17 protein-coding genes and 1 tRNA gene are annotated in these 20,139 nt (G+C 71.3%); 7 read left to right on the plus strand and 11 right to left on the minus strand.

Annotation, left to right across the window (positions count from 1 at the left end):
• Positions 1-49 precede the first annotated feature (49 nt).
• The 3 genes from MFF56_RS07500 to MFF56_RS07510 all read left to right on the plus strand — a co-directional run bounded on the left by MFF56_RS07500 (position 50) and on the right by MFF56_RS07510 (position 1,100).
• Positions 50-751 (plus strand): Maf-like protein, encoded by a 702-nt coding sequence (locus MFF56_RS07500; protein WP_082772976.1) that lies wholly within the window; start codon positions 50-52, stop codon positions 749-751.
• Positions 748-942, plus strand: a complete 195-nt coding sequence (locus MFF56_RS07505) for a DNA gyrase inhibitor YacG (protein WP_238229899.1) — start codon at positions 748-750, stop codon at positions 940-942. Before MFF56_RS07500 ends, MFF56_RS07505 begins: the two co-directional genes overlap by 4 nt.
• Before the next feature lie 82 nt (positions 943-1,024).
• A tRNA-Phe gene (locus tag MFF56_RS07510) sits at positions 1,025-1,100 on the plus strand.
• Positions 1,101-1,204: 104 nt separating this feature from the next.
• Here MFF56_RS07510 and MFF56_RS07515 read toward each other — a convergent pair.
• Positions 1,205-1,510 (minus strand): hypothetical protein, encoded by a 306-nt coding sequence (locus MFF56_RS07515; protein ID WP_238229900.1) that lies wholly within the window; start codon positions 1,508-1,510, stop codon positions 1,205-1,207.
• A gap of 298 nt (positions 1,511-1,808) precedes the next feature.
• Between MFF56_RS07515 and MFF56_RS07520 the strand changes: the two genes are divergently transcribed.
• Positions 1,809-3,008: a GNAT family N-acetyltransferase gene (locus MFF56_RS07520; RefSeq protein ID WP_066921036.1), complete on the plus strand. Its 1,200-nt coding sequence runs from the start codon at positions 1,809-1,811 to the stop codon at positions 3,006-3,008.
• A gap of 117 nt (positions 3,009-3,125) precedes the next feature.
• On the opposite strand, the gene MFF56_RS07525 is transcribed toward MFF56_RS07520, so the two are convergent.
• The 4 genes from MFF56_RS07525 to MFF56_RS07540 all read right to left on the minus strand — a co-directional run bounded on the left by MFF56_RS07525 (position 3,126) and on the right by MFF56_RS07540 (position 6,399).
• Entirely contained in the window at positions 3,126-3,512 is a 387-nt protein-coding gene (locus MFF56_RS07525) for an exopolysaccharide production protein YjbE (RefSeq protein ID WP_238229901.1), read from the minus strand.
• A 104-nt stretch (positions 3,513-3,616) separates the two neighbouring features.
• The gene (locus tag MFF56_RS07530) at positions 3,617-3,814 is read right to left on the minus strand and encodes a DUF2934 domain-containing protein (RefSeq protein ID WP_066920927.1); all 198 of its coding nucleotides are present in this window, start codon (positions 3,812-3,814) and stop codon (positions 3,617-3,619) included.
• Between the two features lie 236 nt (positions 3,815-4,050).
• Complete coding sequence (locus MFF56_RS07535; RefSeq protein ID WP_066920906.1) at positions 4,051-4,872, minus strand: SDR family NAD(P)-dependent oxidoreductase; 822 nt, start codon at positions 4,870-4,872, stop codon at positions 4,051-4,053.
• A 12-nt stretch (positions 4,873-4,884) separates the two neighbouring features.
• Entirely contained in the window at positions 4,885-6,399 is a 1,515-nt protein-coding gene (locus MFF56_RS07540; protein WP_066920908.1) for a flavin-containing monooxygenase, read from the minus strand.
• A gap of 211 nt (positions 6,400-6,610) precedes the next feature.
• Here MFF56_RS07540 and uvrB point away from each other — a divergent pair, with 211 nt between their 5' ends.
• Positions 6,611-9,301: an excinuclease ABC subunit UvrB gene (uvrB, locus tag MFF56_RS07545; RefSeq protein WP_066920910.1), complete on the plus strand. Its 2,691-nt coding sequence runs from the start codon at positions 6,611-6,613 to the stop codon at positions 9,299-9,301.
• 64 nt (positions 9,302-9,365) lie between these two features.
• Entirely contained in the window at positions 9,366-9,902 is a 537-nt protein-coding gene (locus MFF56_RS07550; protein ID WP_066920912.1) for a hypothetical protein, read from the plus strand.
• A 15-nt stretch (positions 9,903-9,917) separates the two neighbouring features.
• Here MFF56_RS07550 and dnaE read toward each other — a convergent pair whose 3' ends face one another.
• Entirely contained in the window at positions 9,918-13,448 is a 3,531-nt protein-coding gene (gene dnaE, locus MFF56_RS07555; RefSeq protein WP_066920914.1) for a DNA polymerase III subunit alpha, read from the minus strand.
• 593 nt (positions 13,449-14,041) lie between these two features.
• Between dnaE and MFF56_RS07560 the strand changes: the two genes are divergently transcribed.
• Positions 14,042-15,316: a glycosyltransferase gene (locus tag MFF56_RS07560; protein WP_066920916.1), complete on the plus strand. Its 1,275-nt coding sequence runs from the start codon at positions 14,042-14,044 to the stop codon at positions 15,314-15,316.
• A 16-nt stretch (positions 15,317-15,332) separates the two neighbouring features.
• On the opposite strand, the gene MFF56_RS07565 is transcribed toward MFF56_RS07560, so the two are convergent.
• The 5 genes from MFF56_RS07565 to mce form a co-directional block, all read right to left on the minus strand.
• Entirely contained in the window at positions 15,333-16,040 is a 708-nt protein-coding gene (locus MFF56_RS07565) for an ABC transporter ATP-binding protein (RefSeq protein WP_066920918.1), read from the minus strand.
• Between the two features lie 14 nt (positions 16,041-16,054).
• Positions 16,055-17,365: a lipoprotein-releasing ABC transporter permease subunit gene (locus MFF56_RS07570; protein ID WP_066920920.1), complete on the minus strand. Its 1,311-nt coding sequence runs from the start codon at positions 17,363-17,365 to the stop codon at positions 16,055-16,057.
• A 9-nt stretch (positions 17,366-17,374) separates the two neighbouring features.
• Positions 17,375-18,700: a proline--tRNA ligase gene (gene proS / locus MFF56_RS07575; RefSeq protein ID WP_066920922.1), complete on the minus strand. Its 1,326-nt coding sequence runs from the start codon at positions 18,698-18,700 to the stop codon at positions 17,375-17,377.
• A gap of 463 nt (positions 18,701-19,163) precedes the next feature.
• Positions 19,164-19,499 carry a DUF1467 family protein gene (locus tag MFF56_RS07580; protein ID WP_066920924.1) on the minus strand — a complete coding sequence of 112 codons (336 nt, stop codon included), beginning with the start codon at positions 19,497-19,499 and terminating at the stop codon, positions 19,164-19,166.
• A 3-nt stretch (positions 19,500-19,502) separates the two neighbouring features.
• A complete protein-coding gene (gene mce / locus MFF56_RS07585) occupies positions 19,503-19,907 on the minus strand; it encodes a methylmalonyl-CoA epimerase (RefSeq protein WP_066920926.1) in 405 nt (134 codons plus the stop codon).
• Positions 19,908-20,139 lie beyond the last annotated feature (232 nt).

A 20,139-nucleotide genomic window follows, 5' to 3' on the forward strand; every position in this document is an offset into this window, starting at 1 on the left:
CCCGAAGCCCCCTTCCGGCGGGGCATCGCGCGGCGCGTACCGGAAGACCATGACCCAGCAGACGAGCGCGGAGCAGGCCCCCGCGGACCAGGGCCTCAAGTCGGCCGAGAGCGCGACGGAGGTCGCGGCGCTTCCGGGCGCGCGCCTCATCCTGGCCTCGGCCTCGCCGCGCCGCCTCGCGCTCCTGCAGCAGATCGGCATCGAGCCGGACGCGCTCCTGCCCGTGGACGTGGACGAGACGCCGCGCAAGGCCGAGGCGCCGCGCGACCTCGCCCGCCGGCTCGCCCGCGAGAAGCTTGACGAGGCGGCGGCCGCTCTGCAGCGGTCGGGCGGGGACGAGCGCACCTGGCTCGTCTCCGCCGATACGGTGGTGGCGGTGGGCCGCCGCGTCCTGCCGAAGGCCGAGCTGCCCGACGAGGCGGCCGACTGCCTGCGCCTGCTCTCGGGCCGGCAGCACCGGGTCTACACGGCCCTCTGCCTACTCACCCCGCGCGGCGCGCGGCGCGAGCGCCTGGTCGAGAGCCGGGTGCGCTTCAAGCGCCTCTCGGGCCGGGAGATCGAGGGCTATCTCGGCTCGGGCGAGTGGCGGGGCAAGGCGGGCGGCTACGCCATCCAGGGGCTGGCCGGCGCCTTCGTGGTGAAGCTCGTCGGCTCCTACAGCGCCGTGGTCGGCCTGCCGCTCTACGAGACCGCCGCCCTGCTGGAGGGCGAGGGCTTTCCCGTGCGGGCGCGCTGGGGGGCGATGGCGTGAGCACGCGCGAGGCGCCCGCCCCCTGCCCGATCTGCGGCAAGCCGGCCGCACCGGCCTACAGGCCGTTCTGCTCCCAGCGCTGCGCCGACGTCGATCTCGGCCGCTGGCTCAGCGACCGCTACGTGATCCCGGGCGAGGACCAGGACGACACCGGCCCCTCCCCGCACGACGACCAGAACGAGAAAACGTGACGGACGCCGCGGGGAGGCTAGACAGGACCGAAAACGCCCCGTATACGACCGCCATCCGACGCCGCCGAGCGGCCCGGATGTCGCCCAGGTAGCTCAGTTGGTAGAGCATGCGACTGAAAATCGCAGTGTCGGTGGTTCGATTCCGCCCCTGGGCACCATCTTTCCCCTGAAAATTTGTACCTTCTGTCCGTCCGGATGCCGCGCGAGCGAGCGTTCCGCGGTGTCGACAGCATGGGAAGCCGCCTTCCCGACAGCCAGCGCGTCAGCGCGCGCGCGGTCGAGCGGCGCGCTCCGCCGGATCGGGCGAGCCGGACGTCGTCCCAGACGGCGGCGGGTCGGCCAGGAGCCTGCCGACCAGCCCTCCCGGCCGGTTGCCGTTGGCGGCCACGATCCGTCGGGCCTCCTCGACGCTCATGCCGCACGCGCTCGCCATGCCGCGCAGGGTGGCCAACGCCCGCTCGTATTCCGGAAGATCGACGCATCCCGGCACGCCCCAGGCCAGGACCGGAGCGGGCATCGCCAGACCGGCGACGAGCGCGATGAGAGCCAAGCCTGCCCTGTCCGGCACCGTGACCTCCCGGGACGCGAGCCGCAGCGGGCGCTCGCACGCCGCCCCTCATAGCCGCCGACCGCCGTCGCGGCAAAGCGCGCGGACCGGGGCGTCGGCGGTCGCAGATCGTCGCGGTCCGGCTGCGCGACAGGCCGCACGAGATACGGGGCGGCCGGAGGCCAAGCACTTCCGGATTAGATCCTTTTGATATCCGATCCTCATCGGGAATGCATGTGCCTTCGATCACGGCATGTGCGTAAATACTCTCCATCGCGCAGCCCGCGGGGGCGCGATATCTGGGGAGGACCGCTTCCACATGCTCGAAGCTCTTCCAGCGCGCGCCTTCGGCGTCGCGCTACCGGGCGCGGCGCGCGCGGCGTGCAGCGTCGGCGTCAGCCAGGATCTCGAGGCTCTGCGCGACGCGTGGACCGCGCTCGAAGCCCGGGCGGGCGGCGGCGTCTTCCAGAGCTACGCATGGTGCCGGGCCTGGGAGGACGCCGCGCGCCGCGCCGGCTGCCGACAGACGCCGCGCATCGTGACGGTTCACCAGGACGGCCATCTCGTCCTGCTCTGGCCGCTCGCGATCCGCAGGCTCGGACCGTTGCGCGTGCTGCGCAGCTTCGGCGAGCCCGCGACCCAGAACGCGGACGCGCTGGTCGCCCCCGGAGCCGAGCGGGCGGAGTGGCTGGCGGCGGCCTGGCGGGGGGTGCGCGCGATGCGGGACGTCGATGCCGTCCTGCTCAGGGGCGTGCGGGAGGACGCGGCCATCGCGCCGCTCGTGGCCACGCGCGGCCGCTTCGCCACGCGCGAGACGGAGGCCCCGTTCTGCGACTTCCGCAGCGAGGGCGCGCGCCGCCGCTCCGGCCGGACGCGGAACGCGCTCCAGCGGAACCTGCGCCACCTCGCCGAGGCCGGGCCGGTGATGTTCGAGGTCGTCGCGCCCGAGGGGCGCGCCGGGGCGATGGCGGAGGCCCTCCGGCTCAAGCACGCTTGGCTGCGTCGCACCGGGCGGTTCAGCGCCGGCTACGCCCACCCGGCCAACGCCGCCTTTTTGCGGGGCGTGGCCGAGTGCCCCAACGCCCTCATCCTGCGGCTCACGGTCGGCGGCGAGACCGCGGCCATCGAGGCCGGGCTGATCCACCAGGGCACCTACGCCTCCCTGGTCCAGGCCTACGAGGCCCGCCACGCGGCGTTCGGGCCGGGCCGATTGCTGTTCCGCCACATGGTGGACCACGCGGCCGATCTCGGGATCGCCGTGCTCGACTTCCTGGCGCCGGCCTCGCGGCACAAGTCGGAATGGGCGAGCGGGGCGGTCAGGGTGCGGGATTATGCCGTGCCGCTGCGCCTGCGCGGCTGGATGCTGCTGGCCTACGTCCGCCATCTGAGGCCGCGCGCCAAAGCCTGGCGCGAGCGGGTCGGCGCCGCCCTGAAGGGGTTCGGACGGCGGCCGCGCGGCGAGGCCCACGCGCGCGGGGCCGGCCTCGTCGAGACCGGCCCCGGTGAACGATCGGGCTAGATCGGCTCCCGGTCGCGTGGCGACCTGGAACGGCTCCGGCCTCCTGCATCAACGCATCTCGGGCGTCGAACCGGCGCCCATCCCTGCGGAGAGCGCTCTAGAGGCGGCGCGGTGCGCTCAGCAATCGTCGCCCTTCTTGCCGAGTTCCTGGTTGGGAACGGAGTTGTTCATGGCGCCGACGGTGCCGGGCGAGGCCGGCTGCTGGCCGCCCGCGAGGTTCTTGGCGCCGGGATCGGTCTTGTCGCCGGTGCTGGACGTGCCTTGGCCGGCCGCGGCGGTCTGGCCCGCGCCCACGTTGTTCATGGCGCCGACGGTGCCGGGCGAGGCCGGCTGCTGGCCGCCCGCGAGGTTCTTGCTCGACTTATCGACGTCCGAGCTCTTCTCGTTCATCGTCTGGTCCGGGGACTTGCCCTTCGTCGAACCCGTATTGCACGGAGCGGCTAGCACGCTGCCAGCGGTGAACGTCAGGATGGCGAGCGCGCCGGCGATACCGGTGACCTTCATTGGCTTTTCCTCCGATCTTTCTGCGGCAGGATAAGTCCGACATCACCGCGAAGGTTCCTATGGCATTTCTATGAAGACCTTTCGGCAAGTCGAGGCGCGCCGCCTCAGACAGGCCCCGTCCCGCCGGGGCCTTCGCCGCTCCGCTCGCCGCGCCCCCGCGCGCGCTCCGTCCTGAGTTCGCGCTCGGCGAGCAGCCAGAACTGGATCTCCAGCCCCTCGGGGCGGTGGTTGCGCTCCCAGAGTTCGTAGGCCCGCTCGCGGATCTGCTCGAAGGAGATCGCGTCGGCCTCGGGTCTGTCCATCGCGCGCCTCGCCTCCGGTCCGTCCGCCGGGCCGCCGGCGGCGGCCGGCTCGCCCGGATCGACTCTCGCATCGTCGCGTGACACTCGTTCCACCATGGCCTCGGGGCTGCCGCTCTCGGTCCTGCGGTCTCCGTGCGGGGCCCGGACATCGCGACGAGGGCGCGGTGAGCGGGTGCCGGGGCGGAAGCCGTCCTGTTCGGCGAACTCGCGAGGCAGGCGCCGGTTTCCGCGGCCGCTCAGGGCTGTCGCATCAGCCGGGCGAGGACGGGCCAGTAGGCGGCCGGCATCAACCGTTCCAGCAGCGCGACGATCCGCGCGTCGGTGCCGACCAGCACCCGGGGGCGCCGCCGCTCGACCGCCGTCAGGATGATCTCGGCGGCGCGCGCGGGCGCGAGCTTGAGGTAGCTGTTGGCCTGCGCCCGCCCGCGAGCGCTCTCCTCGGGCGCGAGGTCGGCCGGCAGGCGCGCGCTGTCGGCGATCCGGGTCGCGACGCCGCCCGGATGGACCACGGTGACGCCGACGGTCGAGCCCGCCAACTCGTGGGCGAGGGCGTGCGAGAAGCCGCGCACCGCGAACTTGCTCGTCGCGTAGGCGGTCTGGCCGGGCGGCGCGATCAGGCCGTAGAGGCTCGACAGGTTGACGATGCGCGCCTCCGGGCTCTCCCGCAGCAGCGGCAGGAAGGCCCGCGTCATCCGCACCACGCCCCAGAGGTTGATCCCGATCAGCCACTCGAAGTCGGCCTCCGAGACCTGCTCGAATCTGCCGCCGAGGGCGACGCCGGCATTGTTCACGAGGAGGTCGAGACCCGGATGGGCCGCCCGGATCTCCGCGGGCAGGGCCGCTACCGCCTCACGGTCGGAGACGTCGAGCCGGTGCCGGCTAACCCGGAGGCCCGCCGGCAGGCGCGCTGCGGTCTCGGCGAGGCCGGAGGCGTCGATGTCCGCCAGCGCAAGGTTGCAGCCGCGCCGGGCCAGCGCCAGCGCCAGCGCGCGGCCGATGCCGCTGCCCGCGCCGGTGATCAGGGCCGTGCGGCCGGCCAGCTCGAATCGCGCGCCCATCCGCGTGCCCCCTCAGGCCGCCCGCCGCACCTCGGCGGGCGGGGCGCCCGCCCTGCCGAACGTCATCGCGCCGTCCGCGACCCGGCCGTAGCGCAGGGCGATCACGTCGAGCAGGTAGTTCTGGTAGAGGCGCCAGGGCCGGCGCACGCCCTGCTTCGGCAGGAGATGGCGGCCTCGCTCGATGTAGCCCGAGGTGAAGTCGATGGTCGGCGCCTCGCCCTCGCTGCCGTCGCGCCGGGCCATGCACCAGCGGTCGCCGCGCGCGTCCATGCGGCGGATCAGGCGGCAGACGTACTGCGCCGTCAGCTCGCATTTCAGGGTCCAGGAGGCGTTGGTGTAGCCGATCGCGACCGCGAGGTTCGGCACCCCGCTCAGCATCATGCCCTTGTAGAGCCAGGTCCTCTGCGGATCGACCGGCGCGCCGTCCACCGAGAGGGCGAGGCCGCCGAGCATCTTCAGCTTCAGGCCCGTGGCCGTGACCACGATGTCGGCCGGGATCTCGCGGCCCGAGGCGAGTCGCAGGCCCGTCTCCGTGAAGGTCTCGATCGTGCCGGTCTCGACCGAGGCGCGCCCCCCGCGGATCGCCCGGAACAGGTCGCCGTCCGGCACCAGGCACAGGCGCTGGTCCCAGGGCTTGTAGCTCGGGGTAAAATGGGTCGCGACGTCGTAGTCCGGCCCGAGCTGGCGGCGGATGCCGCCGAGGATGCGGGCTTTCATCGCCTCGGGCTTCCGGCGGGCGTACTGGTAGAACAGGATGCTGAGCGCGACGTTCTTCCAGCGGGCGAGCCGCAGCGCCAGCCCCTCCGGCAGCCGGGCGCGCAGCCATTCGGCAACCCGGTCGCGGGCGGGCAGCGCCACCACGTAGGTCGGCGAGCGCTGCAGCATGGTGACGTGGGCGGCGTCTCCCGCCATCGCCGGCACCAGCGTCATCGCGGTCGCGCCGCTGCCGACCACGACCACGCGCTTGGCCGTGTGGTCGAGGTCCTCCGGCCAGGCCTGCGGATGCACGAAGCGGCCCCCGAACCTCGCCGTGCCGGGCCAGTCCGGCAGATAGCCCGATTCGTAGTCGTAGTAGCCCGCGCAGACGGAGAGGAAGCCGCAGGTGAGCCGCTGCCGGCGGCGCTCCGGCCCGACCTCGAGGTCGAGCACCCAGCGCGCGGCGGCCGAATCCCAGTCCGCGGCGACGACCCGATGGCCGAAGCGGATCTTCCGGTCGATCCCGTAGGCCGCCGCCGTCTCGCGCAGGTAGGCGAGGATCGAGGCGCCGTCGGCGATCGAGCGCTCGCCGGTCCAGGGCCGGAAGCTGAAGCCGAAGGTGTAGAGGTCCGAATCCGAGCGCAGGCCGGGATAGCGGAACAGGTCCCAGGTGCCGCCGATCGCCTCGCGCGCCTCGAGGATGGCGTAGCTCTTGTCCGGGCAGCGCCGCTGCAGGTGGTAGCCGGCCGCGATGCCGGAGATGCCGGCGCCGATGACCAGCACGTCGAGATGGGTCGCGCTGTCCGCGCGGCCTGGCGAGGCGGGATCCATCGGGGCTCCGGCAACCGGGAACGGGCCATTGATCTAGGGTGTTCGGCCGACATGCGTCAACGTGGCGCGGGGCTCGGTGAACGCGGCGCGAACCTCGGTGAACGCGGCGCGGACCTCGGTGAACGCGGCGCGACCTTCCGGCTGCGCGCCGCGGCTTCCCGCGGCTTCCCGCGGCCTTCCGTGCCGGCTCGCGAGAGACCATATTCGCGCTATGGCGAAACCCCGCAAGCCCCGCAGCGCGACGGCGAAAGGCCCGAGCAAGGCCGACAAGCCCGAGCTTCAGCCCCTCGACCCCTTCCTGGCCGACCTGCTCAACCCGGCGCTCAACCGCAACCGGTTGCCGGAGCCCGAGCGCCCCGGGCAGGTTCCGGGCCGGCGCGGGCGCAGGAAGGCGGATGCCGCGGCACCGCAGGGTTTCGGCGAGGCGTCGCAATCGGGCTTCACGGTCGCCCCCGGCGCCGAGGTCGACCCGCGCCTCGCCCAGGCGCTCGGCCTGACCCCGCCCGAGGACGGCCCGGCCCCGGAGGGCCAGCCCGACACCGCGCCGCTCGACCCGGGCGGCGCCTCCGCGACGGTGACGGCGCTGGAACGCCTGCTCACCGAGGGCAACCCGCTGTTCAAGGACGGCGCGGCCTGGGTGCCGCACCGGCCCGAGCGCCCGAAGAAGTCCGAGGCCGGCATCCGCTTCGTGATGAAGTCGGAGTTCGAGCCCGCCGGCGACCAGCCGGCCGCCATCGCCGAGCTGGTGAAGGGCGTGGGCGCGCACGAGCGCGACCAGGTGCTGCTCGGCGTCACCGGCTCGGGCAAGACCTTCACGATGGCCAAGATCATCGAGGAGACGCAGCGCCCGGCGCTCATCCTGGCCCCGAACAAGACGCTCGCCGCGCAGCTCTACGGCGAGTTCAAGAGCTTCTTTCCCGACAACGCGGTCGAGTACTTCGTCTCGTACTACGACTACTACCAGCCCGAGGCCTACGTCCCGCGCTCCGACACCTTCATCGAGAAGGAATCCTCGATCAACGAGCAGATCGACCGGATGCGCCACGCCGCCACCCGGGCGCTCCTCGAGCGCGACGACGTGATCATCGTGGCCTCGGTCTCGTGCATCTACGGCATCGGCTCGGTCGAGACCTACACGGCGATGTCGTTCACGGTCTCGCTCGGCGAGCGCATCGAGCAGCGCCAGCTCATCGCCGACCTCGTGGCGCTGCAGTACAAGCGCATCCAGTCCGACTTCGCCCGCGGCACCTTCCGGGTGCGCGGCGACACGATCGAGCTCTGGCCGGCCCACTTGGAGGATCGCGGCTGGCGCATCGGCCTGTTCGGCGACGAGATCGAGAAGATCGTCGAGTTCGATCCGCTCACCGGCAAGACCATCTCCGAGCTGAAGTTCGTGAAGGTCTACGCCAACTCGCACTACGTCACGCCGCGCCCCACTCTTCAGCAGGCGATCAAGGGCATCAAGCACGAGCTGAAAGGCCGGATCGAGGAGCTGACCCGGATGGGCCGCCTGATCGAGGCGCAGCGCATCGACCAGCGCTGCACCTTCGACATCGAGATGATCGAGGCGACGGGTGCCTGCAACGGCATCGAGAATTATTCACGCTACCTCACCGGACGAAAGCCCGGCGAGCCGCCCCCGACCCTGTTCGAGTACCTGCCCGACAACGCGCTCGTCTTCACCGACGAGAGCCACGTCACCGTGCCGCAGATCGGCGGCATGTACCGGGGCGACTTCCGCCGCAAGGCGACGCTCGCCGAGTACGGGTTCCGCCTGCCCTCCTGCCTGGACAACCGCCCGCTGCGCTTCGAGGAATGGGACGCGATGCGGCCCCAGTCGGTCCACGTCTCGGCGACGCCCGGCAAGTGGGAGATGGAGCAGACCGGCGGCGTCTTCGCCGAGCAGGTCATCCGCCCGACGGGCCTCGTCGATCCGGTGATCGAGATCCGCCCGGCCCGGAGCCAGGTGGACGACCTCTTAGGGGAGGTCCGCGAGGTGGCCCAGGCCGGCTACCGCACGCTCGTGACGACGCTGACCAAGCGCATGGCCGAGGACCTGACCGAGTACCTGCACGAGAACAACGTGCGGGTGCGCTACATGCACTCCGACATCGACACGCTGGAGCGCATCGAGATCATCCGGGATCTGCGCCTCGGCGCCTTCGACGTGCTGATCGGCATCAACCTGCTGCGCGAGGGCCTCGACATCCCGGAATGCGCCCTCGTCGCGATCCTCGACGCCGACAAGGAGGGTTTCCTGCGCTCCGAGACCTCGCTGATCCAGACGATCGGCCGCGCGGCCCGCAACGCGGAGGCGCGCTGCATCCTCTACGCCGACCAGATCACCGGCTCGATGGAGCGGGCGATGGCCGAGACGGAACGGCGCCGCCAGAAGCAGCTCGCCTACAACGCCGAGCACGGCATCACGCCGCAGAGCGTGAAGCGCGGGATCAGCGACATCCTCTCCAGCGTGTTCGAGCGCGACCACGTGCAGGTCGATACGGGGCTCGCCAAGGACGCGATCACGGTCGGCCACAACCTGAAGGCCGTGATGGCCGACCTCGAGAAGCGGATGCGTACCGCCGCCGCCGACCTCGACTTCGAGGAGGCCGCGCGCCTGCGCGACGAGCTCAAGCGGCTCCAGGCGACCGAGCTCCTGGTCTCGGACGACCCGATGGCGCGCCAGGGCGACGTCGAGCGCGAGGCCGGCAAGTTCGGCCGCAAACCGCCGCGCGGCAGCCGGATCGCGGCGCCCGACCTCGACAACATGGGGCCGGGCACCGACCGCGAGTTGCCGGCCGGCGCCCCCGTCTGGCAGGAGCGGCCGAAGCCGCGCTCGACCCAGGGGCTCGGCGGCCAGAAGCCGAAGTACAAGGGCGGCGGGGGACGCAAGCGTGGGTGAGGCGGCCGGCCTGCCCCATCGCCCGACGGCCCGGCTCGGCGCCCGATCGAGACGGGATCCCCGCATGCACCCACGATACGCCCTCGCCCTCCTGGCGCTGCTGCCGGCCGCCGCCCAGGCTGCCTCGGTCGATCTCTCGGGCAGTGCGACGGTCGGGGCGCTCCGCCGGGAGGTGGCGCTGCGGGTCGCCTGCGAGCCGAAGACCCGCGCCGTCTCCCTCGACCTGACGGTTCCGGGCTTCGCGGATCTGGAGCCGGTCTTCGACTTCTCGGGGCTCGAAGGCCCGAGCGGCAGCACCGCGGCGCTGAGCGAGTTCCGGGTCGTCGGCGCGGCGGGCGTGCGCACTGCCCGGGCCCGCGCCAACGGCGCGGTGGCGGCCGAGCCCGCGACGAGCTTCCGGCTCACCGTGGAGCCGGCCCGGCGCGGCGAGACGCCGGCCAACGGCATCGCGGTCGCCCTGGTCGAGCCCGGCGCGCGGCTGGTCTGGACGCAAGGCAGCCCGCGCAAGGGCGACGAACCGCTCGTCGCCACCGTCACCGTACCCGAGTCCGAGGCCGGCCCGCTGCGCGCGGCGCTCACGCCCTGCCTCAGCGGTCCCTGAGCCCGTCCCGCGCCCTCAGTTCACCTCGACCTGCACCACGCCGGGCACCGCCCGCAGCGCTCCCGCGATGGCGGGCGTCGCCTGGTACTTGCCGGGCAGGCGCACCTCGACCTCGCGGGCGCCGTCGAGCATCAGGATCAGCGAGACCTCGCCCTCCCCGCGGTTCGCCAGACGCTGCTGCACGGTCGGGATCGGGCGCTCGTCGCGCAGGAAGATCCGCATGCCCTTCTGGTAGCGGGCCACCGCCGCATCGAGAGGCTCGGCGGTCATGATGCGGGCGCGCACGTCCTCGCCCTCGAGGTTCGCCTGCAGCTGCAGGACCAGCGGCTTTCCGGGCTCCAGGATCTCCCGGTAATGGCCGAGGCCTTCCGAGAAGATGATCGCCTCGAAATGCCCGGTCTGGTCCGAGAGCGTGACGATGCCGAGCTTGTTGCCGGTCTTGGTGCGCCGCTCCGAGCGGTCGAGCACGGACGCCGCCACGCGCCCGACGCTGGTGGTGCCGGAGCGGACCGCGCGGCAGAACTCGGCCCAGCTCTGGACCCTGAGCTTGCCGAGCAGGTCGCCGTACTCGTCGAGGGGGTGGCCCGAGACGAAGAAGCCGATGGCGGCGTATTCCCGCTTCAGCTTGTCGGCCATCGGCCAGAGCTCGTGCGGCGGGATGCGCAGCGAGACCGTGTCCGAGACCACGCCGCCGAACATGTCGGTGATGCCGGTCGATTCCGCCTCGGCCGCCCCTTGCGCCAGCTTCATCATCGGCTCGATCGCCGCGAAGGCGCGAGCGCGGTCGGGCTCGATGCAGTCGAGGGCGCCGGCCTGGACGAGGCTTTCCAGAACCCGCTTGTTGACCATGCGCGGGTTGAGGCGGCGCGCCAAGCAGGCGAGGTCCTTGAAGGGCCTGTCGCCGCGCGCCTGGATGATCGCGCGCACCGCCTCGCGGCCGACGCCCTTGATGGCCGCGAGCGCGTAGCGGATGCGCCCGCCATGCACCTCGAACACCTCGCCGGAGGTGTTGATCGAGGGCGGATCGACCGGGATCTTCAGGCGCTGCGCGTCCTGGCGGAATTCGGCGAGCTTGTCGGTGTTGTCGATGTCGAGGGTCATCGCGGCGGCGAGGAACTCGACCGGGTGATTCCCCTTCAGGTAGGCGGTCTGGTAGGTCAGCAGCGCGTAGGCCGCCGCGTGGCTCTTGTTGAAGCCGTAATCGGCGAACTTGGCGAGCAGGTCGAAGATCTCGTCGGCCTTGGCCTTGGTCAGGCCGTTGGCCGTGCAGCCCTTCACGAAGCGCTCGCGCTGCGCGTCCATCTCGGCGCGGATCTTCTTGCCCATGGCGCGGCGGAGCATGTCGGCCTCGCCGAGCGTGTAGCCCGCGAGCACCTTGGCGATCTCCATCACCTGCTCCTGGTAGACGATGATGCCGAAGGTCTCCTTCAGCATCGGCTCCAGCATCGGGTGCGGGTACCAGGCGGCCTCGTTGCCGGCGTCGCGCCCGAGCTTGCGCTCGCAATAGACCGGGATGTTGGCCATCGGGCCCGGCCGGTAGAGGGCCACCAGGGCGATGATGTCCTCGAGCCGGTCGCACTGCATCTCGCAGAGCGCCTTACGCATGCCGGCCGATTCCACCTGGAACACGCCGACCGTCTCGCCCTTCCCCATCGGCCCGTAGGTCTTCGGGTCGTCGAGCGGCAGGGCGGCCAGGTCGATGTCGATGCCGCGCTGCTTGAGCAGGTCCGTGCAGCACCGGAGCATCGTAAGGGTCTTGAGTCCCAGGAAGTCGAACTTTACCAAGCCCGCCTGCTCGACCCATTTCATGTTGAACTGGGTCACCCGCATGCCGGTCTTCGGGTCGCGGTAGAGCGGCACGAGCTGTTCGAGCGGCCGGTCGCCGATCACCACGCCGGCCGCGTGGGTCGAGGCGTGGCGGTGCAGCCCTTCGAGCTTGCGGGCATGCGCCATCAGGCGGGCGACGACGGGCTCCTCCTCGATCGCCGCCTGCAGCTTCGGCTCGCCCTCGATGGCCTGGGCCAGCGTCACGGGGTTGGCCGGATTCTGGGGCACGAGCTTCGTCAGCTTGTCGACCTGCCCGTAGGGCATCTCGAGCACGCGGCCGACGTCGCGCAGCACGCCGCGGGCGAGCAGCGTACCGAAGGTGATGATCTGCGCCACCTGCCGCTCGCCGTAGCGGCGCTGGACGTACTGGATCACGCGCTCGCGGCCCTCGACGCAGAAGTCGATGTCGAAATCCGGCATCGAGACGCGTTCGGGGTTGAGGAAGCGCTCGAACAGCAGGCCGAAGCGCAGCGGGTCGAGGTCGGTGATCAGGAGCGACCACGCCACGAGCGAGCCCGCGCCCGAGCCGCGGCCGGGTCCGACCGGGATGTCGTGGGCCTTGGCCCACTTGATGAAGTCCGAGACGATCAGGAAGTAGCCCGGGAACTTCATCTTGACGATGACGTCGAGCTCGAAGGCGAGGCGCTCGCGGTACTGCTCGGGCGTGAAGCCCGGCGCCGGCCCGTGCTTCTCCAGGCGCGCCTCCAGCCCGGCCTCGGCCTGACGGCGCAGCTCGGTCGGCTCGTCGTCCGCGATGGCCTCGGCGACCGCCGTCGTGGCCTCGGCAGCGAGCGCGGCTTCCTGCGCCCGCTGGCTCTCGGCGAGCCCTTCCTCCGCGACGCTGCCGAAGTTCGGCAGGATCGGCTTGCGGGTGCGGACCCGGTAGGCGCAGCGCATCGCGATCTCGACGGTCGCCTGAAGCGCGTCCGGCAGGTCGCGAAAGAGCTCGGCCATCTCGGCCCGGGTCTTGAAGCCGTGGCTCGGGGTGAGCCGGCGGCGGCGCTCGTCGGAGACCACGCGGCCCTCCGCGATGGCGAGCAGCGCGTCGTGGGCGTCGAAATCGTCGGGCTTGGCGAAGAAGGGCTCGTTGGCCGCGACCAGCGACAGCCCCTCGGCGTCCGCGAGCGCGATCAAGGCGTCCTCGACCCGGCGCTCGTCGGGCAGGCCGTGGCGCTGCACCTCGACGTAGAGGTTGTCCGGCCCGAAGGCCGCCTTCAGCGCGGCGAGACGCGCGCGCGCGCGCTCGGGCTGTCCGGCCCGGATCGCGGTGTCGAGGGGGCCGGAGGGGCCGCCCGTGAGCGCGATCAGGCCGCCGGCCGATTCGGCGAGCGCCTCGGCCCGCACCCGCGCGGCCTCGCCGAGATCGTTGTCGAAATAGGCCCGCGAGGCGAGGCGCAGCAGGTTGCCGTAGCCCGCCTCGTCCTGGGCCAGCAGCACGATGTTGGTGACCTGAACCTGGCTGCGCCCCAGCGGGTCCGGCGCCTCGAAGGTCACCGCGAGCTGCATGCCGGCGATGGGCTGGATGCCGGTCCCCGCCGCCTTCTCGGAGAATTCCAGCGCGCCGAAGAGGTTGTTCGTGTCGGTGAGCGCGAGGGCCGGCTGCCGGTCGGCGGCGGCCGCCTTGACCAGGTCGCCGACCTTCAGGGCGCCCTCGAGCAGCGAGTAGGACGAGTGAACGTGGAGGTGGACATACCCCACCGCCTTGAGCTGACGCGCCATGACCGACCTTGTTCGTGGCCGGACAGGATCGCCGAGAGGCGTGGGGGGAGTCTGTCACCGCCGCGCCGCACCGCCCGGGATATCCACGATTCTCCGCCCGCCCTCCCCGGTCCGCGCGTCGATTCCGCCCGCGCGCCGGTGATCGGGCGACTTTCCTGTGCGCAACGCGGCGCAGCGGGAACAAACCGCGTCCGCGCAACCGGCCGCTAATTCAACGGCGCCAAGGCTACGCCCCAGGCCGCGAGCGCGACCGACAGGAGCCCGAACGCCATGAACTCCGCCATGCCCGTGAGGATCATCCGCTTCAGCATCTGCCGCGTCTCCCGAGAACAATTGAGGAACAAGGCCACTATTGTTCGCTTTATGTTCTACGTAAAGGCGCGCGGCTGACGAACCCAAGACCAGGGTTAACGAAATCCCCGGGCCCTGTTCGACGCCGAAGGTATCGGGCGCATCGTGATAGGTTGGATGACCGTTTGCGATACGGCGCAACCTGACACATTGCAGAAGCAACCCCACCTGCTAGATCCCCCGGCTTCGAGCAGAGGCGCCGCGGGAGCCGGGCAATTCAACGCGATCGTGCTTTCGTCAGGATGGAGTTCTTCCTGGTGGCCGTCGGGACGCACGGCGACGTGCTGCCCTTCATCGCCCTCGGCGCCGAGATGGCGCGCCGGGGCCATGGGGTCGCGCTGGCCGCGCCCGCCCCGTTCGAGCCGCTGGCCCGACGGGCCGGCCTGCCCTTCCAGCCCCTCGGCACGGTGGCCCAGTACGACGCGATGACCCGCTCGCCCGACCTCTGGCACCCGCGCCGGGGCGTGAGGCCGCTCTTCGACTACGTGTCCGGCCTCACCGAGACCACGCTGCTCTGGCTCGGGGCGAGCTGGTCCCGGGAGCGGCGCGGCGTGGTGGTCGCCTCGCCCCTGGCGCTCGGCGCGCGCCTCGCCCAGGACCTCTACGACCTGCCGCTGGCGACGCTGCAGGTGATGCCGTTCCTCATCGAGAGCCGGATCGCGCCGCCGCGCCTGCCGGGCCTGCCGCTGCCGCGCTTCCTCTCGGCCCGGTTCCGGCACTGGCTCGGCGTCGGCGCGGACGCCTACGCGATCGGCCCCGTCGCCCTGCCGCCGCTGAACGCCCTGCGGACCCGGCTCGGGCTCGCCCCCGTCCGGCGCCTGCGGCACTGGTGGAACAGCCCGACGCGGATGCTGCTGATGTTCCCCGACTGGTTCACCCCGCCGCAGCGGGACTGGCCGGCCCAGGCGGTGCAGATCGGCTTCCCGTTGGTCGATCGCTTCGGCGACGCCGCCGAGATCCCGCCGGACCTCGCCGCCTTCCTGGACGCGGGCGAGCGGCCGCTCGTCTTCACCTACGGCTCGGCCATGCGGCACGGGGCGCGCTTCTTCGAGACGGCCCTGGACCTGTGCCGACGGATGGGGCGGCGCGGCGTGCTGCTGGCGCCCCAGTCCGGGCAGATCCCGCGCGACCTGCCGCCCGGCATCATCCACCTGCCCTACGCGCCGTTCGGGGCGCTGCTGCCGCGCTGCGCGGCGCTCATCCACCACGGCGGCATCGGCACCGTGGCGCAGGCGCTCGCGGCCGGCATCCCGCAACTCGTGGTGCCGGTCGCCTTCGACCATTTCGACGAGGGCCGCCGGCTCGCCGAGCTCGGGCTCGGCGCCGTGCTGAGCCGCCGCGCCTTCCGCCCGCGCGAGGCGGCCTCCCTGCTCGACCGCCTGATCGGCGACCCCGCGGTCGCCCGCGCCTGCGCGGCGGTGCGCGAGCGGATGCGCGCGGATCCGGACCAGATCGCGCGCGCCTGCGACGCGGCGGAGGCGATGCTGTCGGTGCCGGGCCTGCGGGCGGCGTCCTGAGCGACAGCCCGCGACCTCAATCGAGCTGGTGGATCAACCCGTCCCGGATCGTGACCCGGCGGTCCATGCGGGCGGCCAGATCCATGTTGTGGGTGGCGATGAGCGCCGCCAGCCCCGAGGCGCGCACCAGCGCCAGCAGGATCCCGAAGACGTGGTCGGCCGTCTGCGGGTCGAGGTTGCCCGTGGGCTCGTCGGCGAGCAGCAGGCGCGGGCCGTTGGCGACCGCGCGGGCGATGGCGACGCGCTGCTGCTCGCCGCCGGACAATTCGGCCGGGCGGTGCGGCAGGCGGTCCTTGAGGCCGAGGAAGCCGAGGAGTTCGGCGGCGCGCGCCTTGGCCTCGGTGCGCTTCAGACCCCGGATGAGCTGGGGCATCACCACGTTCTCCAGCGCCGAGAACTCCGGCAGGAGATGGTGGAACTGGTAGACGAAGCCCATCTCCTCGCGGCGGAAGCGCGTGCGCTCGGCATCGCTCATCGCGGCGGTCGGCTGTCCGCCGACATAGACCTCGCCGCCGTCCGGACGCTCCAGCAGGCCCGCGAGGTGCAGGAGCGTGGACTTGCCGGCGCCCGACGGCGCCACCAGGGCGACGAGCTCGCCCGGCCAGATCGCGAGGTCGGCGCCGCGGAGGATCTCCAGGGCGCCCTCGGCCTGCTTGTAGCGCCGCTCGACGCGGGCGAAGAACAGGGCCGGCACCGGCTGGCTGCCGGGGGCATCGGTGCTCATGGCGGTTCCCGGTCTCAGCCGTAGCGCAGCGCCTGCACCGGATCGAGCCGGGCCGCGCGCCAGGAAGGATAGAGCGTCGCGGCGAGCGACAGCAGGAAGGCGGTGACGACCACGACCGTGATCTCGCCCGAGTTCATCTCGGCCGGGATCTCGGCCAGGAAGCGCACGGTCGGGTCCCAGGCGCCGGGGAAGAGCACGCGCTGGATCGGCTTGATGTTGAGCGTGATCGCGATGCCGAGGACCAGCCCCGAGAGCGTGCCGACGAGCCCGATCAGCGCGCCGTTGATCAGGAAGACCCGCATCACCGTGCCGGGCGTCGCCCCCATGGTGCGCAGGATGGCGATGTCGCTCGACTTGTCGCGCACCAGCAGGATCAGGCCGGAGACGATGTTCAGGGTCGCCACCACCACGATCAGGCTGAGGATCAGGAACATCACGTTGCGCTCGACCTCGAGCGCGCCGAAGAAGGTGCGGTTGCGCTGGCGCCAGTCGGTGAGCAGGATCGGGCGCTCGGCGGCGAGTTCCAGGGGCTCGCGCATGGCGCCGACCTCGTCCGGATGATCGATGTAGATCTCGATCATCGAGACGTCGCCCTCCTTGTTGAAGAAGGCCTGGGACTCGGCGAGCGGCATGAACACGAAGGTCGAGTCGAACTCGGTCATGCCGATCTCGAACACCGCCTTGACGGCGTAGCTCTTGGTGCGCGGCGCCGTGCCGAAGGGCGTGGTCGAGCCCTTGGGCGTCGAGAGCGTGATGGTGTCGCCTGCCTGGAGGCCGAGCGCGTCGGCGAGCCGCCGGCCGATGATCACGCCGGAGCCGTCGTCGAACCCTTCGAGCGTGCCCCCGCGCAGCGATCTCGAGATCGCCGCCATGCCGTCGAGATCCGCGCCGCGCACGCCGCGGACCAGCACGCCGCTGCCGCCGTAGGGCGAGGAGGCGAAGGCCTGCCCCTCGACGAGCGGGATCGCCGCGCGCACGCCGGCCACCTTCGCGAGGCGGTCGGACAGATCCTCGTAGTCGGTGAAGGTGCGGTCGATGGGCGTCGCGAAGACGTGCCCGTTGATGCCGATGATCTTCGACATCAGCTCGGAGCGGAAGCCGTTCATCACCGAGAGCACGATGATGAGCGTGGCGACGCCCAGCGCGATGCCGAGCACCGAGAAGAAGGCCACCACCGAGACCCCGCCCCCCCGGCGGCGCGCCCGGAGATACCGGCCCGCGATGATCCACTCGAAGGCCGCGAAGGGCGCCGTCGTGCCGGCGCGCCCGAGGAGGGCGGCGAGCCGCGCGGTCCGTCCGCCCGTTTCCGTCGCGCTGCCAGCCATCGTGCGCCTTCAGATCCGCCGGATGCGGGTGACGAGATCGACGGGCGCGACCGCCTCGCGCTCGCCGCCCGCCCGCCGCTTCAGCTCGACCTTGCCCTCGGCCAGGCCCTTCGGGCCCACCACGACCTGCCAGGGCAGGCCGATGAGGTCGGCGGTCGCGAACTTGGCGCCGGGTCGCTCGTCGCGGTCGTCGTAGAGCACCGAGAGGTTGGCGGCCTCGAGTTGCGCCTGAATCTCCCCGCAGGCGGCGTCCGTTGCTGCATCGCCAACCTTCAGATTGATCAGCGCGACGTCGAAGGGCGCCACCGCGTCCGGCCAGATGATGCCCCCCTCATCATGGCTCGCCTCGACGATCGCGGCGACGAGCCGGCTCGGACCGATGCCGTAGGAGCCCATATGGACCGGCCGCTCGATGCCGTCCGGACCCGCGACCTTTGCGCCCATCGGCTCGGAGTATTTGGTGCCGAAGTAGAAGATGTGGCCGACCTCGATGCCGCGGGCGGCGAGACGGTCGGCCTCCGGCACCTCGGCGAAGGCGTCGGCCTCGTGCATCTCGTCGGTGGCGGCGTAGTGCGAGGTCCAGGCATCGACGATGCCCTGAAGGGCCGCCACGTCCTCGAAATCGGTGTTGGCCGGCGGGATCGGGAAGTCGAGATAGGCGCGGTCGCAGAAGACTTCGCTCTCGCCGGTCTTGGCCAGGATGATGAACTCGTGGCTTAGGTCGCCGCCGATCGGGCCGGTGTCGGCGCGCATCGGGATCGCCTTGAGGCCAAGCCCCGCAAAGGTGCGCAGGTAGGCCACGAACATCCGGTTGTAGGCGTGGCGGGCGCCGGCCTGGTCGAAATCGAAGGAGTAGGCGTCCTTCATCAGGAACTCTCGCGAGCGCATCGTGCCGAAGCGCGGGCGCACCTCGTCGCGGAACTTCCACGAGATCTGATAGAGGTTCTTCGGTAGGTCCTTGTAGGAGCGCACGCTCGCGCGGAAGATCTCGGTCACCACCTCCTCGGCGGTCGGACCATAGAGGATGTCGCGGTCGTGGCGGTCCTTGATGCGCAGCATCTCCTTGCCGTAGGCGTCGTAGCGGCCCGACTCCCGCCAGAGATCGGCCGACTGCACGGTTGGCATCAGCAACTCGACGGCACCCGCCCGGTCCTGCTCCTCGCGGATTACCGCGCAGACCCGGTTCAGCACGCGCAAGCCCAGCGGCAGCCAAGCGTAGATGCCCGCGGCTTCCTGGCGGATCAGGCCCGCGCGCAGCATCAGGCGGTGCGAGATGATCTCGGCCTCTTTGGGCGTCTCGCGCAGGGTGGGCAGGAAGTAGCGGGAGAGACGCATGACGATCCGATCGCGGTCCGGACAGGCTTGATCTGGCACGGCGGGAGCATTCCGCGCCGAGCGCACACAACACATTGCCTCGGGAAAACACAAGCGCTGGGCACCCGGGGCCGGCGCGCCGCGCGATTTCCACACCGACGCAAAGGCCCCGCAGGGATCGTTCCCCGGGGCGGCAAAAAAGAGCACTTTTCGCCCTTGGGGGGCGTGACAGCACGAACTGTTGTTCCTATAAGCGCTCTCGCGATGTTTGCGACGCCCGGCAGAGGTGGCGCAGGGTCCGAGTCTCGGGAGGAAAAACCGACCGCCACGCAGGCAATGCGTAGGTCAATCAAGGTCGATCCATCTATGCTCTTCGAAAAGCAAGGCCTCAGGCCTTGCTTTTTTGTTTTTGGGCGCATCGAAACCCGCTGCTATCCCGTCCTGCACGCGTCGGCTTGCGCCGAGCTTGCCGAACGAGGCGCGTCTACAGTCCGGCGAGAGGGAAGATCGCCAGCGCAGCGAGGAAGACGGCGCCGGCGAACAGCGTGGTCCAGATTGCCTTCTCGCGCAGGCGCGGGCGCGCGGGCGCGCCCGGGTCCTGACCCTGCACGATATGCTCGGGCCTGGTCTCGGGCTGGTTGCGGATCGGCAGGATCGCGAAGAGCAGCGTCCACCAGACCACGAAGTAGAGTGCGATGGCGCCGGCAATCGTCAGCTTGAACAGCGACACCGCCACGGCAACGAACACCGCGACGAGGACGACGACGAGGGCGAGCGTGCGTCCCGTCGATCGCGCCACCTGGTCCAAGAACCCGCTCACGCCTTAAACCTGCTCCAACTCGACTAGCGTCCCGAGGAAGTCTTTCGGGTGAAGGAAGAGCACCGGCTTGCCGTGGGCGCCGATCCTCGGCTCGCCCGTGCCGAGAACGCGGGCACCTTGCGCCTTCAGCTTGTCGCGGGCGGCAAGGATGTCGTCCACCTCGTAGCAGACGTGGTGGATGCCACCGCTCGGGTTGCGCTCGACGAAGGCGGCGATCGGCGAGTCCGCACCCAGCGGGGCCATCAGCTCAATCTTGCTGTTGGGCAGCTCGACGAAGACGACGGTGACGCCGTGCTCGGGCTGCGGCAGCGGCGGCTGCACGGTGGCGCCGAGCGTGTCGCGGTAGACCGCACAGGCGGCGTCGAGGTCGCGCACCGCGATCGCCACGTGGTTGAGCCGGCCGATCATTGGTTCCTCCGTGTGGTCTTGTTGCCGCCCCCGAAGGCGGGCCCCCTCCCTTTTAGGAAGCGGGACGGAATGAGGGGTATGGGACTTCCGGACAAAGCGGAAGATCCACACGCATCCCCCTGCCCCGCAGGGGCTACCAGATTCGCACGTCCGACTCCGATCTCATCGAGAGGCTGGCCCGCTTCGGTTGGGGCCTGAGCCGCACCGTACTCCCCCTCCCGTGGGGAGGGGG

The sequence above is a fragment of the Methylobacterium hispanicum genome (assembly GCF_022179285.1).
GTDB classification, from domain to species: Bacteria; Pseudomonadota; Alphaproteobacteria; order Rhizobiales; family Beijerinckiaceae; genus Methylobacterium; species Methylobacterium hispanicum.

Coding starts and splice junctions, on each gene's coding strand:
- MFF56_RS07560 (WP_066920916.1), top strand. CDS start 14,042: ATGGAGTTCTTCCTGGTGGCCGTCGGGACGCACGGCGACGTGCTGCCC.
- MFF56_RS07535 (WP_066920906.1), bottom strand. CDS start 4,872: ATGGGCGCGCGATTCGAGCTGGCCGGCCGCACGGCCCTGATCACCGGC.
- MFF56_RS07520 (WP_066921036.1), top strand. CDS start 1,809: ATGCTCGAAGCTCTTCCAGCGCGCGCCTTCGGCGTCGCGCTACCGGGC.
- MFF56_RS07550 (WP_066920912.1), top strand. CDS start 9,366: ATGCACCCACGATACGCCCTCGCCCTCCTGGCGCTGCTGCCGGCCGCC.
- MFF56_RS07540 (WP_066920908.1), bottom strand. CDS start 6,399: ATGGATCCCGCCTCGCCAGGCCGCGCGGACAGCGCGACCCATCTCGAC.
- MFF56_RS07530 (WP_066920927.1), bottom strand. CDS start 3,814: ATGGACAGACCCGAGGCCGACGCGATCTCCTTCGAGCAGATCCGCGAG.
- proS (WP_066920922.1), bottom strand. CDS start 18,700: ATGCGTCTCTCCCGCTACTTCCTGCCCACCCTGCGCGAGACGCCCAAA.
- MFF56_RS07570 (WP_066920920.1), bottom strand. CDS start 17,365: ATGGCTGGCAGCGCGACGGAAACGGGCGGACGGACCGCGCGGCTCGCC.
- MFF56_RS07565 (WP_066920918.1), bottom strand. CDS start 16,040: ATGAGCACCGATGCCCCCGGCAGCCAGCCGGTGCCGGCCCTGTTCTTC.
- mce (WP_066920926.1), bottom strand. CDS start 19,907: ATGATCGGCCGGCTCAACCACGTGGCGATCGCGGTGCGCGACCTCGAC.
- dnaE (WP_066920914.1), bottom strand. CDS start 13,448: ATGGCGCGTCAGCTCAAGGCGGTGGGGTATGTCCACCTCCACGTTCAC.
- uvrB (WP_066920910.1), top strand. CDS start 6,611: ATGGCGAAACCCCGCAAGCCCCGCAGCGCGACGGCGAAAGGCCCGAGC.
- MFF56_RS07500 (WP_082772976.1), top strand. CDS start 50: ATGACCCAGCAGACGAGCGCGGAGCAGGCCCCCGCGGACCAGGGCCTC.
- MFF56_RS07525 (WP_238229901.1), bottom strand. CDS start 3,512: ATGAAGGTCACCGGTATCGCCGGCGCGCTCGCCATCCTGACGTTCACC.